18 protein-coding genes and 3 tRNA genes are annotated in these 14,243 nt (G+C 73.9%); 13 read left to right on the forward strand and 8 right to left on the reverse strand.

Going from position 1 to position 14,243, the window contains the following annotated elements; genetic code table 11:
* Positions 1 to 33: 33 nt before the first annotated feature.
* From BGP03_RS05875 to BGP03_RS05885, 3 genes are read left to right on the forward strand one after another with little or no spacing between them, the layout of a single operon-like run.
* Positions 34 to 651, forward strand: coding sequence for a TetR family transcriptional regulator (locus tag BGP03_RS05875; protein ID WP_298799250.1), 618 nt, complete (start codon positions 34 to 36; stop codon positions 649 to 651).
* Positions 648 to 1,541, forward strand: coding sequence for an ABC transporter ATP-binding protein (locus BGP03_RS05880; protein ID WP_298799251.1), 894 nt, complete (start codon positions 648 to 650; stop codon positions 1,539 to 1,541). The genes BGP03_RS05875 and BGP03_RS05880 overlap by 4 nt, the downstream gene beginning before the upstream one ends.
* The gene (locus BGP03_RS05885; protein WP_296373947.1) at positions 1,538 to 3,085 is read left to right on the forward strand and encodes an ABC transporter permease; all 1,548 of its coding nucleotides are present in this window, start codon (positions 1,538 to 1,540) and stop codon (positions 3,083 to 3,085) included. Before BGP03_RS05880 ends, BGP03_RS05885 begins: the two co-directional genes overlap by 4 nt.
* Here the strand turns inward: BGP03_RS05885 and BGP03_RS05890 are convergent.
* Together BGP03_RS05890 and BGP03_RS05895 are read right to left on the reverse strand one after the other, a co-directional pair.
* Positions 3,082 to 3,471, reverse strand: coding sequence for a hypothetical protein (locus tag BGP03_RS05890; protein ID WP_296373945.1), 390 nt, complete (start codon positions 3,469 to 3,471; stop codon positions 3,082 to 3,084). The genes BGP03_RS05885 and BGP03_RS05890 overlap by 4 nt on opposite strands.
* 36 nt (positions 3,472 to 3,507) lie before the next feature.
* Positions 3,508 to 3,729, reverse strand: coding sequence for a heavy-metal-associated domain-containing protein (locus tag BGP03_RS05895; protein ID WP_296373942.1), 222 nt, complete (start codon positions 3,727 to 3,729; stop codon positions 3,508 to 3,510).
* A gap of 275 nt (positions 3,730 to 4,004) precedes the next feature.
* Here BGP03_RS05895 and BGP03_RS05900 point away from each other — a divergent pair, with 275 nt between their 5' ends.
* The 6 genes from BGP03_RS05900 to mftR all read left to right on the forward strand — a co-directional run bounded on the left by BGP03_RS05900 (position 4,005) and on the right by mftR (position 6,798).
* Entirely contained in the window at positions 4,005 to 4,196 is a 192-nt protein-coding gene (locus BGP03_RS05900; RefSeq protein WP_296373941.1) for a hypothetical protein, read from the forward strand.
* A gap of 115 nt (positions 4,197 to 4,311) precedes the next feature.
* Positions 4,312 to 4,384: transfer RNA gene (locus tag BGP03_RS05905), tRNA-Glu, on the forward strand.
* Between the two features lie 33 nt (positions 4,385 to 4,417).
* Positions 4,418 to 4,491 (forward strand) — tRNA-Asp (locus BGP03_RS05910).
* Between the two features lie 30 nt (positions 4,492 to 4,521).
* Positions 4,522 to 4,595 (forward strand) — tRNA-Phe (locus tag BGP03_RS05915).
* A 258-nt stretch (positions 4,596 to 4,853) separates the two neighbouring features.
* The gene (locus BGP03_RS05920) at positions 4,854 to 6,119 is read left to right on the forward strand and encodes a GGDEF domain-containing protein (protein ID WP_296373939.1); all 1,266 of its coding nucleotides are present in this window, start codon (positions 4,854 to 4,856) and stop codon (positions 6,117 to 6,119) included.
* Positions 6,120 to 6,189: 70 nt separating this feature from the next.
* Positions 6,190 to 6,798: a mycofactocin system transcriptional regulator gene (gene mftR / locus BGP03_RS05925; protein ID WP_298799252.1), complete on the forward strand. Its 609-nt coding sequence runs from the start codon at positions 6,190 to 6,192 to the stop codon at positions 6,796 to 6,798.
* A 42-nt stretch (positions 6,799 to 6,840) separates the two neighbouring features.
* Here the strand turns inward: mftR and BGP03_RS05930 are convergent, their stop codons facing one another.
* Positions 6,841 to 7,659, reverse strand: coding sequence for a hypothetical protein (locus BGP03_RS05930; protein WP_298799253.1), 819 nt, complete (start codon positions 7,657 to 7,659; stop codon positions 6,841 to 6,843).
* Between the two features lie 581 nt (positions 7,660 to 8,240).
* On the opposite strand from BGP03_RS05930, the gene BGP03_RS05935 reads away from it, so the two are divergent.
* A complete protein-coding gene (locus BGP03_RS05935; protein ID WP_296373934.1) occupies positions 8,241 to 8,444 on the forward strand; it encodes a cold-shock protein in 204 nt (67 codons plus the stop codon).
* Between the two features lie 66 nt (positions 8,445 to 8,510).
* Here BGP03_RS05935 and BGP03_RS05940 read toward each other — a convergent pair whose 3' ends face one another.
* Positions 8,511 to 9,419: an NAD-dependent epimerase/dehydratase family protein gene (locus tag BGP03_RS05940; protein ID WP_298799254.1), complete on the reverse strand. Its 909-nt coding sequence runs from the start codon at positions 9,417 to 9,419 to the stop codon at positions 8,511 to 8,513.
* 275 nt (positions 9,420 to 9,694) lie between these two features.
* Between BGP03_RS05940 and BGP03_RS05945 the strand changes: the two genes are divergently transcribed.
* Together BGP03_RS05945 and BGP03_RS05950 are read left to right on the forward strand one after the other, a co-directional pair.
* A complete protein-coding gene (locus tag BGP03_RS05945; protein WP_296373929.1) occupies positions 9,695 to 10,213 on the forward strand; it encodes a bifunctional DNA primase/polymerase in 519 nt (172 codons plus the stop codon).
* A 539-nt stretch (positions 10,214 to 10,752) separates the two neighbouring features.
* Positions 10,753 to 11,967: a DUF445 domain-containing protein gene (locus tag BGP03_RS05950; RefSeq protein WP_298800148.1), complete on the forward strand. Its 1,215-nt coding sequence runs from the start codon at positions 10,753 to 10,755 to the stop codon at positions 11,965 to 11,967.
* Positions 11,968 to 12,103: 136 nt separating this feature from the next.
* Here BGP03_RS05950 and BGP03_RS05955 read toward each other — a convergent pair whose 3' ends face one another.
* Positions 12,104 to 12,670: a class I SAM-dependent methyltransferase gene (locus BGP03_RS05955; RefSeq protein WP_296373927.1), complete on the reverse strand. Its 567-nt coding sequence runs from the start codon at positions 12,668 to 12,670 to the stop codon at positions 12,104 to 12,106.
* A gap of 43 nt (positions 12,671 to 12,713) precedes the next feature.
* On the opposite strand from BGP03_RS05955, the gene BGP03_RS05960 reads away from it, so the two are divergent.
* Complete coding sequence (locus tag BGP03_RS05960; protein WP_298800113.1) at positions 12,714 to 12,902, forward strand: hypothetical protein; 189 nt, start codon at positions 12,714 to 12,716, stop codon at positions 12,900 to 12,902.
* On the opposite strand, the gene BGP03_RS05965 is transcribed toward BGP03_RS05960, so the two are convergent.
* From BGP03_RS05965 to BGP03_RS05975, 3 genes are read right to left on the reverse strand one after another with little or no spacing between them, the layout of a single operon-like run.
* Positions 12,899 to 13,255: a CrcB family protein gene (locus BGP03_RS05965; RefSeq protein WP_296373923.1), complete on the reverse strand. Its 357-nt coding sequence runs from the start codon at positions 13,253 to 13,255 to the stop codon at positions 12,899 to 12,901. The two genes, BGP03_RS05960 and BGP03_RS05965, sit on opposite strands and share 4 nt — an antisense overlap.
* Entirely contained in the window at positions 13,252 to 13,710 is a 459-nt protein-coding gene (gene crcB / locus BGP03_RS05970) for a fluoride efflux transporter CrcB (protein ID WP_296373921.1), read from the reverse strand. The genes BGP03_RS05965 and crcB overlap by 4 nt, the downstream gene beginning before the upstream one ends.
* A 10-nt stretch (positions 13,711 to 13,720) precedes the next feature.
* Positions 13,721 to 14,203: a MarR family transcriptional regulator gene (locus tag BGP03_RS05975; RefSeq protein WP_296373919.1), complete on the reverse strand. Its 483-nt coding sequence runs from the start codon at positions 14,201 to 14,203 to the stop codon at positions 13,721 to 13,723.
* Positions 14,204 to 14,243 lie beyond the last annotated feature (40 nt).

Raw genomic sequence — 14,243 nt, forward strand, 5'->3', positions numbered from 1 at the left:
ACAGCAAGCTGTACGAATGTATAGCCTGTCGTCGTGCCGCCCGACGACCTGACCGCCCGCGCCCGGATCCGCGACGCTTCCATGGCCGTGTTCGCCGAACGCGGGGTGGCGGGCGCCACCATCCGCGGCATCGCCGACCGGGCCGGTGTCTCGCCCGCGCTGGTGCAGCACCACTTCGGCACGAAGGACGGCCTCCGCGCGGCCTGCGACGCCCACGTCCTGGAGTACCTGCGCGGCGAGACGAAGGCAGGGCTCGACGACGGGCGGATCGGCGAGTCGGGCTACGTCGCGGAGGTCTACGCGTCGGCCCCGCCGCTGATGCGCTACCTCGCCCGCGCGCTGGTCGACGGCTCGCCCGCCGCCGCGGAGGTGTTCGACGAGATGGTCGGCCTCACCGAGGCCCACCTCGCCGACCGGCCCGGCCTCTCGGATCCGCACACCCGCGCCGTCGTCTACACGGCGATGAAGCTGGGCGTCACGGTCCTGCACGAGCACGTGTCCCGCGCGCTGGGCGAGGACGTGTTCGGGCCGTCCGCCGCGCCCCGCGTCGGCCGCGCGACGCTCGACATCACCGCCCCCGGGATGCTGCCGGACGGGCTCGCCGAGCGGGCGCGCGCGGGGCTCGACGCCTTCGAAGGAGAGCGGTCATGAACAGTCCCGTCGTCACCCGGGGTCTGGTGAAGACCTTCGGGCACGTCCACGCCCTGGACGGCCTGGACCTCGAGGTGCACGCGGGGGAGGTGCACGGCTTCCTCGGCCCCAACGGCGCCGGCAAGACCACCACCATCCGGATCCTGCTCGGCCTGCTGCGGGCGACATCGGGTCACGTCGAGATGTTCGGCGGTGACCCCTGGGCCGACGCGACGGCCCTGCACCGCCGGCTCGCCTACGTGCCCGGCGACGTCACGCTGTGGCCCTCGCTCACCGGGGGCGAGGTGATCGATCTGCTCGGGCGGCTCCGCGGCGGGGCCGATCCGGCCCGCCGGGCCGAGCTGCTGGAGCGGTTCGAGCTGGACCCGCAGAAGCGCTGCCGCACCTACTCCAAGGGCAACCGGCAGAAGGTGGCGCTGGTGGCCGCGCTGGCCTCGGACGCCGACCTGCTCGTGCTCGACGAGCCGACCTCGGGCCTGGACCCGTTGATGGAGGCGGAGTTCGGGCGGGCCGTGGCCCAGGAGCGCGACCGCGGACGCACGGTGCTGCTGTCGAGCCACATCCTGTCGGAGGTGGAGACGCTGTGCGACCGCGTGAGCATCGTCCGCGCCGGCCGCACGGTCGAGTCGGCGACGCTGCCGGAGCTGCGACGGTCCCGGCGCACGGTGGTCACCGCGGAGCTGGCCGGCCCGCCGCGGGGGCTGGAGACGCTCGACGGCCTGCACGACCTGGAGGTCCACGGCACGTTCGTGTCCTGTCGTGTCGATCCCGGCCGGCTCGACGCCGTGCTGCACGCGCTCACCGGGGCCGGGGTGCTCAGCCTCACCAGCCGGCCGCCGTCGTTGGAGGAGCTGTTCCTGGCGCACTACCGCGAGGAGGTGGCGGTATGAACGAGCTGGCGCGGCTGATCCTGCGCCGGGACAGAGTGTCCCTGGTCGTGTGGATCGTGCTGTCGGCGCTGCTCCCGGTCGGGGTGGCCGCCGGTTCGGCGGGGGCCTATCCGGACCAGGCCACGCGGGACGCGTTCGCGGCGGGGGTCGCCTCGAACCCGGCCGAGCTCGCCACCCGGGGGCCGGTGTTCGCCGCCTCGGTCGGCGGCCTCACCGCGTGGACGGTGGCCGCGTCCGGCGCCGTCATCGTCGGGGGGCTGGTCAGCGTGCTGTTCGTCGTGCGCTGGACGCGCGCGGAGGAGCAGGCCGGGCGGCGCGAGCTGCTGGGCTCCACGGTGCTCGACCGCCAGGCGCCCCTGGCGTCGGCGCTGGTGGTGGCCACCGCGGCGAACCTGGCGATCGGGGTGCTGGTGGCGGCGCTCCTGGTCGCCTACGGGCTCCCCGCTGTGGGGTCGGTCGCCCTCGGGCTCGACTACCTCGTGGCCGGTGTGCTGTTCGCGACGGTCGGGGCGGTGGGGGCGCAGCTCGTCGAGTCCGCGGGCGGGGCCCGGGCGATCGCGCTGGTGGTGCTCGGCGCCGCGTTCGCGGTCTCGGCCGTGGGCGAGGTCGGCCGCTCCTGGCTGGTCTGGGCCACGCCGTTCGGCTGGGCGCGGCGGGTGCAGGCGTTCGCGGGGGAGCGGTGGTGGGTGCTGCTGCTGTTCGTCGCGCCCGCGGTGCTGCTGGCGGCGGCCGCGTTCGCGCTCTCGGCCCGTCGTGACGTCGGGGCCGGGCTGCTGCCGGCCCGCTCGGGACCGGCCGTCGCCGGTCCGCGGTTGCGCAGCCCGCTCGCGCTGGCCTGGCGGCTGCACCGCGGCGCCGTGTGGGGGTGGGCCGCCGGCCTGACGGCGCTCGGCCTGCTGCTGGGCTCGGCGATGCGGTCGCTGGGCAGCCAGCTCGACACGCCGGCGTTCCGGGCGCTCGGCGCCGCGCTCGGCGGCGGGGACCCGGCGGAGGTGTTCTTCCGGTTCGTGCTCTACGTGCTGGCCCAGGTGGTGGCGGCCTCCGCGATCGCGGCGGTGCTCCGGATGCGCCAGCAGGAGACCGACGGGCTCGCCGACGTCGTGCTCGCCGGCCCCGTGGCCCGGGTGCGGTGGGCGCTCGGCCACCTGGCGGTGACGGCCGCCGGCGTCGTCCTCGCGCTGGCCGGCCTCGGAATCGGCGCCGGTGTGGCGTACGGCACACCACTCTCCGTGCTCGGTTCGACGCTCGCGTACCTGCCCGCGTGTCTGCTCTTCGCGGCCGTCGCGGTGGCGCTGTACGGCTGGGCGCCGCGCCTGGCCGCGCCCGTGGCCTGGTCCCTGCTGGGTGCGGCGCTCGTGCTGGACCTGCTCGGGGAGTTCCGGGTGGTGGACCGGGCGGTGCTGGCGCTCTCACCGTTCGTCAGGACGCTGACACCGCTGACGGCCGGCTCCGGTCTGGCGGTGGCGCTCACCGGTCTCGCGGTGGTGGCCGTGGCGCTCGCGGCGGCGGGCCTGACCGGCCTGCGTCGCCGCGACCTCGTCTAACGGCGACCGAGCCGGCGCAGGCTGCGGCGGCGGGGCTCGTCGTCCTCGACGACGGGGAGCGGGCCGGTGGGGGTGTCCTCGCGGTCGAGCCGGTCGATCACCCAGTCGACGGCGAGCGCGCCGGGCGAGACCCCCCGCTCCTGCGCGATCCGGCGCAGCTGCTCGATGCGCAGGGCCGGCAGGCGCAGCTGGAAGACCTGTGCGGACCCGAAACGGCCGGTCAGCTCGGTGGCGTGCTCCTCGCCACCGGGGGCGAGGGCGGCCAGGTAGGAGTCGAGATGGGTGTCCTCGTCCAGCGCCGCGTCCGCGAACCCGCCCCCGGGGGGACCGGGCGGCGCCGCCGGTGAACGGTGGCGGGAGCGTCGCGACTCGGGAGGGAGGGCCATCGGCCCAGGGTACGACCGGGCCCGGGGAGGCTGGACTCAGCCGGCGAGCCCGAAGCCCGCCGCGTCGAGTGCGCTGGCGATCTCGGAGCGGTCGACCTCGCGGTCGGCGAGCACCGTGACGGCACCGGTCTCGAGCCGCACGTCGACGGCGCTGACGCCGTGGATCTCCCGGACCTCCTCGGTGACCGACATCGCGCAGTGCCGGCACGTCATGCCGGTGACGGTGACCTCGGTGCGGAACGGTGCCTCGACAGACATGGAACCTCCTGCTCGCCTACCCACATCGTGTCACCGGTCCACCCCCGTCCGAACAGCGGCCCGGCGTGTGCGGACAGTGACCGGAGCGGGTCGCCCTCACCCCCGAAGAGGGGTGCGTCACGGGGCGCGGCTAGGTAACGTCTCGGTCACGGCCACGGGGGCCGTTGCGGGTCGTACCAGCCGGGGACCACCTGTCCCGGGCGTGGGTGACGGCCGGACGGGAGGCGTCAGTGAATGGTGTCGGGAGTGTGCGTCGCGAGCTCGGGGACGAGAGGGTGACCACGACCGGGTCCATCCCGGCGCAGAGAACCGCCGCGGACGCCTACCGCGTCTCGGACGACCAGCTCCACCGGGCCCGGCTGGTGGTGGCGAAGAACTCGGCCGACTCCGAGGATCTCCGGCAGCTGCTCGACATGCTCGGGCTGATCTCGGCCAACCCGGACCAGCCCCCGCCCGTCACGCGCTGACCTGCGGTCATGCCGAACGGGGGCCCCGGGTGTGGGCCCCCTGTCCGCCGTGTCGTAGTCTTACGGAGCTCCCAACGGACAGTCGTTGCTGGCGAGGACGGCCCCGGCGGTCCAAGTCCCCATCGTCTAGTGGCCTAGGACTCCGCCCTTTCAAGGCGGCAACGCGGGTTCGAATCCCGTTGGGGGTACGCTCCATCAGTACGGTAGTTTCCACCAAGCAAGGCCCAGTGGCGCAGTTGGTTAGCGCGTCGCCCTGTCACGGCGAAGGTCGCGGGTTCGAGTCCCGTCTGGGTCGCTCCACCAGGTGTCCGACATACGTCGGCCCGGCCAGGTAGCTCAGTTGGTACGAGCGACCGCCTGAAAAGCGGTAGGTCGGCGGTTCGACCCCGCCCCTGGCCACAGTCGTTCCGAGCGCTCTGCGCCGTCTCTCTCCGTGGTGATGTTTCCCCATCGTCGAGCCTTCTGCCGCTGCCCGCGTCAACGTTGCTGTTCACCGCTTCGGCGTTGCGCAGCGCGTTCGTTCCGGTCGCCCTCCGGTTACGATTCCCCCCGGATGGGGGACACGTGCGCGGAGGAACATCCAAATTGAGACGGGCCAGGGGGACACGGGGGCAGCCGACTAGGCCGATCGGATCACGCCGATGGGCTGTCTGGTCGTTGCCGCGAAGTGTGCTGCTGGTCGTCGTCCTCGTCGAGCTCCTCGCCGCCGCCGCCCTCGCCGCCGGCGTGGGTGCGGTCGCCGGATCCCTGCCCTCCCAGTGGGTCTGGATCGTCGTGGTCCTGCTCGCCTGCGGCACCATCAGCACCGAGGCCTCGCTGGGCGTCGAAAGGCTGCGCCGCCGCACCGACGAGACCCCCCACATCGACCTCAGCTCCGTGTGGGCGCTCGCCGCGGCGATCCTGCTCCCCGGCGTCGTCGCCAGCGCGCTCGTCGCGGTCCTCTTCGTGCACATCTACCTGCGGATCTGGCGCCGTTCCGGCGTGCCGCCCCACCGGTTCCTGTTCAGCGTGGCCACGGTCGTGCTCGCCGTGCAGACGGCCTCCGCCGTGGTCCACGGCCTGACCGACGGCGAACCGTTCGGCAGCGGCTCCGGGCTCCTCGCGGTCCTGCTCGCGCTGATCGCCTACGCCGTGGTCAACATGGCCCTGATCGCCGGTGTGATCGTCCTGAGCGGCCCGACGCGGAACCTCAGCACCTTCCTCCAGGTGGTCTCCCACGGCGACGAGGCGGTGCTCGAGTTCGCCACGCTGTCCATGGGCGTCCTCGTGGCCGGGGCCACGGCGTCGTTCGGGGCGCCGTACGCCGTCCTCGTCCTCCCGCCGCTCATCGTGCTGCACCGCACCGTGCTGGTGCGGCAGTTCGAGGAGGCGGCCAGCACCGACAGCAAGACCGGCCTGCTCAACGCCGCCACCTGGCACGTCCAGGCGGGGCGGGAGATGCGCCGGGCGGAGCGCGGCCGCACGCAGGCCACCGTCCTGGTGCTCGATCTCGACCACTTCAAGCTCATCAACGACCGGTACGGGCACCTCGTCGGCGACCAGGTGCTCGCCGCGGTGGCCGCCGCCGTCCGGGCGGAGGTCCGCGACGACGACATCGTCGGCCGCTTCGGCGGCGAGGAGTTCGTCGTGTTGCTGCGCGGGTCCGACGGCGCCCCCGGCGGGGCACGGGAGGCGGCGGAGGTCGTCGCCGAACGGATCCGGCTCCGGGTGGCCGGGCTGCGCGTGGCGGTCCCCGGCTCGCGCGACTCGGTGGTCGTCGAGGGGCTCACCGTCTCCATCGGCGGCGCCACGCTCCCGCTCGACGGCACGGGGCTCGGCGAGCTGCTCGAGGTGGCCGACGCGGCGATGTACGACGCCAAGCACGCGGGGCGCAACCGCATCCGGATGGGCGTGGGCAGCGGGCGGTCGGCCGACGAGGGCTGACCCTTGTCGTCCGCGGGCCCGCGGCGTGGCACGATCGATCGTGACCGATGCGCGCCACCAGGAGGGGACGATGTCCGTGACCCCCGTGATCCCCGCGACCCGCCGCGTCGGGCGGCGCCCGGTCACGTCGCGCTCGGAGATCGAGCACATCGCGCTGGACCTGTTCACCCACAACGGCTTCGACACCACCACGGTGGACGACATCGCGGCGGCCGCCGGCATCGGCCGCCGCACGGTGTTCCGCTACTACGCCTCGAAGAACGACATCCCGTGGGGAGCGTTCGACGAGCAGCTCGACCGGATGCGGGCCACGTTCGCCGGCCTGTCCGGGGATCTCCCGGTGATGGCCGCCGTCCGCGTCGCGGTGCTCGAGTTCAACGACGTGGCCCCCGCGGAACAGCCGTGGCACCGCAGGAGGCTCCGGCTCATCCTGGACACGCCCGCCCTCCAGGCCCACTCCACGCTCCGCTACGCCGCGTGGCGTCAGGTGGTGGCCGACTACGCGGCGGCCCGGCTGGGCCTGTCCCCGGACGACCTGGTGCCGCAGTCCATCGGCCACGCGAGTCTCGGGGTGGCGCTCGCCGCCTACGAGCGATGGCTGCGCGCGGAGTCGGGGGAGCTGCGGGACCTGCTCGACACCGTCTTCTGCGCCCTCGAACGGGGGCTCGTCGAGTCCTGACGGAGAGGGGCCGGCGGAGGGGTTCTCCGCCGGCCTGTCCTCCTACGGAGTCGGCACGCCGACGCCCGGCACGGTCACACCGGGCACGGTGACGCCCCCCGCTCCCGGAGCCGTGACGCCCGGGGCGGGCACGGCCGGAGCCGGCACGCCGGGAAGGCCCGGGGCGGGCACGGCGGCACCGGGGTCGGGGAGAGCCGGCGTCGGGACGACGGCGCCGGGGCCGGGGAGAGTCGGCGTCGGGACGACGGCGCCGGGGCCGGGCAGGGCCGGAGCCGCCGGATCACCGGGCGTCGCCGGAGCGGCCGGTACGCACGGGAGAGTGGTCGCCGGAGCGGTGGCCGCGGGGGCGGGCACGTTGGGGGCGGGCACGTCGGGCGTCGGCACGGTCGGCGCCGCGGCGGCCGGGGCCGGTACGGCGGGCACGGCCGGGCACGGCACCGCGGGGGCCGGGACGGCGGGGGCCGGGGTGGGCGGCACGTCCTCCGTGCCCACCGCGCTGGCCGGGAGGGCCGGCGCCGCGGGCAGGGCCGGAGCGGCCGGCACCGCCGGAGCGGCCGGCACCGCCGGCACCGCCGGAACGACGGGTACTGCGGGCAGCGGCACGAGGCCGCCCAGCAGCGAGGGTGCGAGACCCTGGACGGTCACCAGCACGGTGTTGAGGAGCCCTCCGAGCAACGTGGTCGGCACCCCGGGCACCCCGGGCACCACCGGCACCCCCGGCACCGGGAGCGGGGCCGGCAGCTGCGCCGGCAGCACCGCCGCCGTGGTGTTCGCCGCGGGCAGTTCCGCGGCGTCGGCCGCGGTGGCGCCGCAGAGGGTGACCACTGCTCCGGTCGTCACCGCGGCAATCGACAGAGTCACTTTGCGACCCCGCATCGGAGCCTCCCTGGATCGGTGTGGATGGTGTCGGGGGAATGATGCGGCGCGCCCATTTCCGGCACCAGGTTCCGCAAGGGCCGTGCGATGCCGACACGGCGCCGCGTATGCGACGAACGGTGACCACAACCCGTCGCATGCTCGGAACGGGCGTCCCCCGGAGCGGTGGTCCCGCGATGCCGTCACCCAGGCGCGCCGCGACGCGCTCGGGCGGGGGATGGAACGTCGGTGGCGGCGTCACCCGACGGCGTGGGACTTGGCCGTCCCTACCCGGTCGGGGACCCATCTCACCGTCCGTGCTGCTCACGGCGGTGATTTCTCACCCTCGGTAGCAGGCCGTGAGGGTGCACCGCTCGTCGCGCCGGGCCCGCAGCTCGGCGTGGCCCCGTGATAGGTTCGCCGCGGTTGCAGTCGTGTCTTCCTCGATCGTTGTGAAGCGTCCGTGGAGAGTGACGGTGGGCTTCACAGGCGTCGGGGAGTTCGTCTCTGCGCGCGTCGGTGTTCCCGTGCAGCCCCTTGTCGGCACAGTGCCGGCAGGGTCCGCTTCACGTGTATGGAGAACAGGTATGCCGCAGGGCACCGTCAAGTGGTTCAACGCCGAGAAGGGCTTCGGCTTCATCGCCACCGACGACAACGGTCCGGACGTCTTCGTCCACTACTCGGCCATCCAGTCGGACGGCTTCCGCAGCCTCGATGAGAACCAGCGGGTCGAGTTCGAGTCGAGCCAGGGCGCCAAGGGCCCGCAGGCCGACACGGTCCGCCCCATCTGAGTTCCGCCTCAGAGCTCAGCTTCACCGCAGCCGGTGATCCCCTCGGGGGTCGCCGGCTGCGGCCGTTCACCGGCTCTTCAGCCAGGTGACCGTGCGCGCGAGGCCCTCGTCGATCCCGGCCGGCCGATACCCCAGCGCCCGGGCGCCCGCGTCGTCGACGCGCACCGGCGGGAACCCGCCGTAGACCTCCGACCGGCGGGCGAACGTGCCGGCGTCCGGGCCCAGCACGGACCCGGGCGGCAGGGCCCGCACCCTCCTCCCGCCCGTCAGGTCGGCGAAAGCGTGCAACACCCGGCGGTAGGACGCGGCCTCCCCGCACAGGAGGTAGCGCCGTCCGGGCTCGCCGTTCTCGAGCGCCAGCAGGGTGCCGGCGGCGACGTCCTCGGCGAGCACCCACGACACCGTTGCGTCCACCACCTCGGCGACCTCGCCGCTCGCGGCGGCGAGCAGCAGCCCGGTGTAGGAGCGGGGCCCGAGCGGGCTGGGACCGTAGACACAGCCCGGGCTGACGATCCGCACGTCGAGGTCGTCGGCCGCCAGCACGATCTCCTCGGCCGCCGCCTTCGACGCGGAGTACGGGTCGGTGAGGGCGCGCGGCGCGACGGGCTCCTCGGCCATCAGACCGGTGGCGTCCATGAGCGCGGCCCCCGTGCCGGTGTGGACGAACCGGGGCACACCCGCCGCCCGGGCCGCCGCCAGCACCGCCCGGGTGCCCTCGACGTTGACGCGCCGGATCTCGTCCGGGGTCCCGCCGACCGTCCCGGCCAGATGGAGCACCGCGGCTGCGCCGTCCGCGGCCCGGCGGAGACCCTCGGCGTCGTCCAGATCGGCGACCACCAGCTCGACGCCCGACGGCAGCAGCGCGGCGGCCCGGGCCCGGTCGCGCACCACCGCCCGCACCGCGTACCCCTCATGGACGAGGAGGTGGACGAGCACGGTGCCCAGGTAGCCGGTGGCGCCGGTGGTCATCAGCATTCGTCGATCCTGCCAGCCGCTGGGCGTGAACCGAATGCGCGACGACCGGTCATCGGCACGGATGGAGCAGCCGCCGACCCACCGTCATGTTCCGGTCACCCGCTGCACGTGCCTCGGCGGCCGCCCGACCGGGGGCCCTCGAGGGGGTCGATCCCGCTCGTCTCGGTGCCGGGTGCGGTCGCCGCGTGCCTCTGGTCGTTCCGCACCCGACCCGGCACTGTGAGTGTTGAGGAACACAGCAGGTCGAAGAAATTTCTGTACTGGAGGTTGTTGGGATGTCGGGCTGGGACAGCTACCGCGCGGTGTACGGCGCGGAGCTTCGTGCGGCGGCACACGAGTTCGAGGACCACGGCTGGTCCGTGGCCGGGCAGACCGCCACCACGCTGCTGCTGATCACCGGCCGGGCGCTGGACGTCCTCGAGGTGCCCGCCGTCACCGGTCGGGAGATCTGCGCCCAGCTGCGCGACACCGGCCGGGTCGTCCCCGTGGCCGCCACCGACTCCGGCACCTGGTGGTTCCCCGTGAGCGCCGGCGCGGAGCTGCCGGTCGAGCTCGCCGCCGCCGGGGGCGTCGTGCTGCACGGCGCCGGGGACGCGGTGCTCGCGCCGCCGTCGCAGGTGCCCGACGGCTGGGTGCACTGGCGGGTCTCGCCCGCGCTGGTCGGTTACCGCGTGCCGCCCGCCGATGTCGTCCTCCATGCCGCTGTCGACGCCGTTCGACAGCACTCCGCCCACGACCCGCACCCGGGCGCCCAGCGGCCCGCCGGCGCGACGGTGGCGGCGATGCGGTCCTAGCGGACCGCGACCCGGGCTCCGGCTCGGTCCTCGCTGCTGCAGCCGTCGCGCTGCGCCGAGGACCCCGGTGCCCGGTGGTGCGGCGCGGCGTGAGGTTTCCCGGACGCGGCCGCACCACCACAACATGGCCGGGGTCGGTGGATCACCACCGACCCCGGCCAGAACACACGACGGCACCGCGGGAGCCGAGTACCTCCCGATGCCGTGGGGGCAATCACGACTCCGGGAGGCACTGCCCCCGACCGGAGTGGACCCGAAGAACACGTCCACCGGCAGCCGGGCACCGTGGTTCGGGCTGCCCGTCCCCTCCGCCGCGGGGCAGCGGTGGAGAAGCCGAACATGCGATCCGAACACCTCGCATTCGCGGGGACGGGCACTATGGGTTCGTGCAGACTTCGCAGTCCCCCCGATCGGACGCGTCCGGCGACGCGGACACAGGGCCGATCGGTGTCGTTCCGCCCCGCACTCGTCCGGTCGTGGAGGTCGGGCTCGGGTTCGGTCACGTCGACTCCACCACCCGGGCTAACGACCTCCGGAAGATGAAGCGGCTCGCCACCGGACTGCTGCTTGTGGCCACCGCCATCTTCCTGGTCTCACGCTGGTGGGAGGTGAACGACGGCCCCACCTGGATCGGCTACGTCCGGGCGATGGCCGAGGCCGGCATGGTGGGAGCGCTCGCCGACTGGTTCGCGGTCACCGCGCTCTTCCGGCATCCCCTCGGGATCCCGATCCCGCACACGGCGATCATCCCGAGGAAGAAGGACATGATCGGCGACAGCCTCGGCGACTTCGTCGGGGAGAACTTCCTGTCCGAGGACGTGGTGCGCGACAAGCTCGCCCGCGTCGAGGTGTCGTCGCGGGTGGGGGCGTGGATCGGCCAGGAGGCCAACGCCGACCGCATCACCGCCGAGCTCGCCACGGCCGCCCGGGGCGTCGTCACCGTGCTGCGCGACGAGGACGTCCAGGACGTCATCGAGCAGGTGCTCGTGCGCAAGCTGATGGAGAAGCCGATCGGGCCTCCGCTGGGTACCGTGCTCGAGGGCGTGCTGGCCGACGGGGCGCACCACCGCATGGTCGACCTGGTGTGCGACCGCGCCTACGACTGGGTGGTGGCCAACCAGGAGATGGTGCTGCGGATCGTGCACGAGCGGGCGCCGTCGTGGTCGCCGCGGTTCGTCGACGACCTCATCGCCGACAAGCTGTTCCTCGAGGTGCAGAACTTCGCGTGGGCGGTGAAGACCGACCCCGAGCACCCGCTGCGCAAGGCGATCGACACGTTCCTCGTCGAGTTCGCCACCGACCTGCAGCGCGACCCCGACACCATCGAGCGGGCGGAGCGCATCAAGCAGCAGATCGTGGCCCATCCCGAGGTGCAGAGGTTCATCGGCCAGGCGTGGGGCACGGTCAAGGGCCTCATCCTCGACGCGGCGGCCGACCCCTCCAGCGCCCTGCGCACCCGCGTGCGCGACGGACTCGTGTCGTTCGGCACCCGGCTGAGCACCGACGCGGAGCTGCGCGGCAAGCTCGACGGCTGGCTCGCCGACGCGGCCGGCTACGTCGTGCGCCACTACCGGGGCGAGATCACCACGCTGATCACCGACACCGTCTCGCGCTGGGACGCCGAGGAGACCTCCCGCAAGGTGGAGCTCCAGGTGGGCCGCGACCTGCAGTTCATCCGCATCAACGGCACGGTGGTGGGCGCGCTGGCCGGGCTCGTGATCTACACGGTGGGGCAGGTGGCCTTCGGGGGGTGACCCTTCCGGGGTGAAACTGTCGGTGTTCGGCTCTAGGTTGCGGGCATGGGAATGACGGCGGTGGGGCAGCGGCCCCCGGCCCGGCCGCACGGCCCCACCCGGCCGCGGCCGGGCCCGGGTCCCCGTGGGCAGCGGCTCACACCGGGCGGTACGCGCTGAACAGCACCTGACCGGGCGCCCGCGTCACGGCCACGTCCACCAGACCGGCGCGTCCCAGCCGGCCGGGCAGCGTCGCGGGGTCCACCACCGTCATGGTGTCGCCGATGTGCAGGAACCGGAACCGCAGGCTCGGTTGGCTGTCCAGCCCCGCGAAGACCCCGCCCGGGCGCAGCACGCGGGCGGCCTCGGCGAACAGCGCGTCCTGCTGCTGCGCCGACGGCACGTGGTGCAGCATCGTGAAGCAGACCACCGCGGAGAACCGCCCGTCCGGGAACGGCAGCGCGGCGCCGTCGCCCAGTACCACGTCCACGCGGTCGCCGAACTCGGCCCGCAGCCGCTCCACCGAGGCCGGGTCGATCTCCACGCAGGTCAGGGCGGGCAGGTGGTCCACCATCGCCCGGGTCGTGGCCCCGAAGCCGGGGCCGATCTCGAGCACGTCGTCGCCCAGCGGCGTGCCCGCGAGGAAGCCGGGCATGCGGTCCCGCACGGCGGCGGCCCACTTCGGCGAGCTGCAGATCCGGCGGTGGATCAGGTTCATCGGCATGCGTCGACCGTAGGGTGGCGGCTTCACGCGCGGAGGACGGATCATGTCGTCTGACGGTCAGGGGCCGATCGCCGTCGGGTCCCTCCCGATGAACGCGGGCTGGTGGTTCGGCGAGCACGTCCAGCCGGAGCGGCGGGTGGCCCGCCGCGTCGGCTACGCGACGCCGAGCGCGTTCGTCGCCGCGTTCCGGCGGACGGTGGGGATGGCTCCGGGCCGCCACCTCGGCCTCTAGAAGGCCCCTCCGACAGCGAGGCCGAGCCCGGCCGCGCCGAGCCCGGCCACCACCGAGCCCACCGCGTTGAACGTCGCGAGCAGTGCGCTCCGGCCCGAGGCCAGCTGCACCGTCTCGTAGCCGAACGTCGAGTACGTGGTGAGCGCGCCGCAGAAGCCCGTACCCACGAGCGCGATCACGGCGGGGGAGGACGTCGCGCCGAACACCAGCCCCAGCACGAACGAGCCCACGACGTTGACGGTGAACGTGCCCCACGGGAAGCCGGTGTCGTGGCGCGACTGCACGAGCCGGTCCGTGGCGTAGCGCAGCGGCGCGCCGACCGCCGCGCCCAGCACCACCAGCAGCGGGATCACCGGTGCACCGCCCGCGCGAGCCGGATGCCCGCCCACGTGGCGAGCACCGCGGCGGCGAGCGTGCCGGCGATGTAGGCGGCGGCCGTGCCGACGCGCCCGGTGGCCAGGAGCTGCTCGGAGTCCACGGCGTAGGTCGAGAACGTGGTGAACCCGCCCAGGAACCCCGTGACGACGAACGGCCGCACCAGCGGATGGGCCTGCCGCCACTCGGTGATCACGACGATCAGCGCCCCGATGAGCAGGCAGCCGACCACGTTGATCAGGAACGTGCCGAGCGGGAACGCGCCGGTGCCGTGCGGCAGGGCGAGGCCGACGCCGTAGCGGGCCAGCGCGCCGATCGCGCCACCCGCAGCGATCACCGCGAACACCCGCCCCTGCCCGGAGAGGGGTTCGAGCAGCCGCGGCGGTGGGACGACGACGTCGTCCTCGCCGCTGGATGGGAGGGCGTCGGCCATGGCCCGGAATCTACTCGGGGAGATCCACTCCGGCCGGTCGCCAGCCGTAGTGATGTCGCAGCAGCCGCTGCAGGAGCGCCTCGAGCTGGGCGCGTTCGTCGGCCGACAACGGCTCCATCAGCGCGTCCTGCGCGCGGTTGACCACCTCGTCGAGGGCGTGCAGGGCCTCGACGCCCTCCGGCGTGATCCGGATGGCGTTGCGCCTGCGGTCGCGCTCGTCGGGGGCGCGGACGGCCAGCCCGTCGCGTTCGAGCTCGTTGAGGGCGCCCACGATGTCGCTGCGGTCGATGCCGAGCCTGCGGCTCAGGTCCGCCTGGCTGAGGGGGCCGAACTCCTCGATGCCGGCCAGCACGCCGTAGTTCCGCTTGGCCCCGGGACGTCCGAAGGCGTCCCCGACCAGCTTGTTGGCCCGGCTCGCCGCCTGGTTGAGCAGCCACGACGGGAGCGCCCACATCCGTCGCGACGGGATCACCGCCCGCAGGTCGTCGTCCATGGCCCCACCCTAGCTGATCGTTGAACTTCCAACGCTGTTC

This window comes from Pseudonocardia sp. 73-21, assembly GCF_001899645.1.
In the GTDB taxonomy this organism is placed as follows: domain Bacteria; phylum Actinomycetota; class Actinomycetes; order Mycobacteriales; family Pseudonocardiaceae; genus Pseudonocardia.

Coding starts and splice junctions, on each gene's coding strand:
- BGP03_RS05895 (WP_296373942.1), bottom strand. CDS start 3,729: ATGTCTGTCGAGGCACCGTTCCGCACCGAGGTCACCGTCACCGGCATG.
- mftR (WP_298799252.1), top strand. CDS start 6,190: ATGTCCGTGACCCCCGTGATCCCCGCGACCCGCCGCGTCGGGCGGCGC.
- BGP03_RS05940 (WP_298799254.1), bottom strand. CDS start 9,419: ATGCTGATGACCACCGGCGCCACCGGCTACCTGGGCACCGTGCTCGTC.
- BGP03_RS05880 (WP_298799251.1), top strand. CDS start 648: ATGAACAGTCCCGTCGTCACCCGGGGTCTGGTGAAGACCTTCGGGCAC.
- BGP03_RS05975 (WP_296373919.1), bottom strand. CDS start 14,203: ATGGACGACGACCTGCGGGCGGTGATCCCGTCGCGACGGATGTGGGCG.
- BGP03_RS05960 (WP_298800113.1), top strand. CDS start 12,714: ATGTCGTCTGACGGTCAGGGGCCGATCGCCGTCGGGTCCCTCCCGATG.
- BGP03_RS05945 (WP_296373929.1), top strand. CDS start 9,695: ATGTCGGGCTGGGACAGCTACCGCGCGGTGTACGGCGCGGAGCTTCGT.
- BGP03_RS05885 (WP_296373947.1), top strand. CDS start 1,538: ATGAACGAGCTGGCGCGGCTGATCCTGCGCCGGGACAGAGTGTCCCTG.
- BGP03_RS05950 (WP_298800148.1), top strand. CDS start 10,753: ATGAAGCGGCTCGCCACCGGACTGCTGCTTGTGGCCACCGCCATCTTC.
- BGP03_RS05935 (WP_296373934.1), top strand. CDS start 8,241: ATGCCGCAGGGCACCGTCAAGTGGTTCAACGCCGAGAAGGGCTTCGGC.
- BGP03_RS05890 (WP_296373945.1), bottom strand. CDS start 3,471: ATGGCCCTCCCTCCCGAGTCGCGACGCTCCCGCCACCGTTCACCGGCG.
- BGP03_RS05955 (WP_296373927.1), bottom strand. CDS start 12,670: ATGCCGATGAACCTGATCCACCGCCGGATCTGCAGCTCGCCGAAGTGG.
- crcB (WP_296373921.1), bottom strand. CDS start 13,710: ATGGCCGACGCCCTCCCATCCAGCGGCGAGGACGACGTCGTCGTCCCA.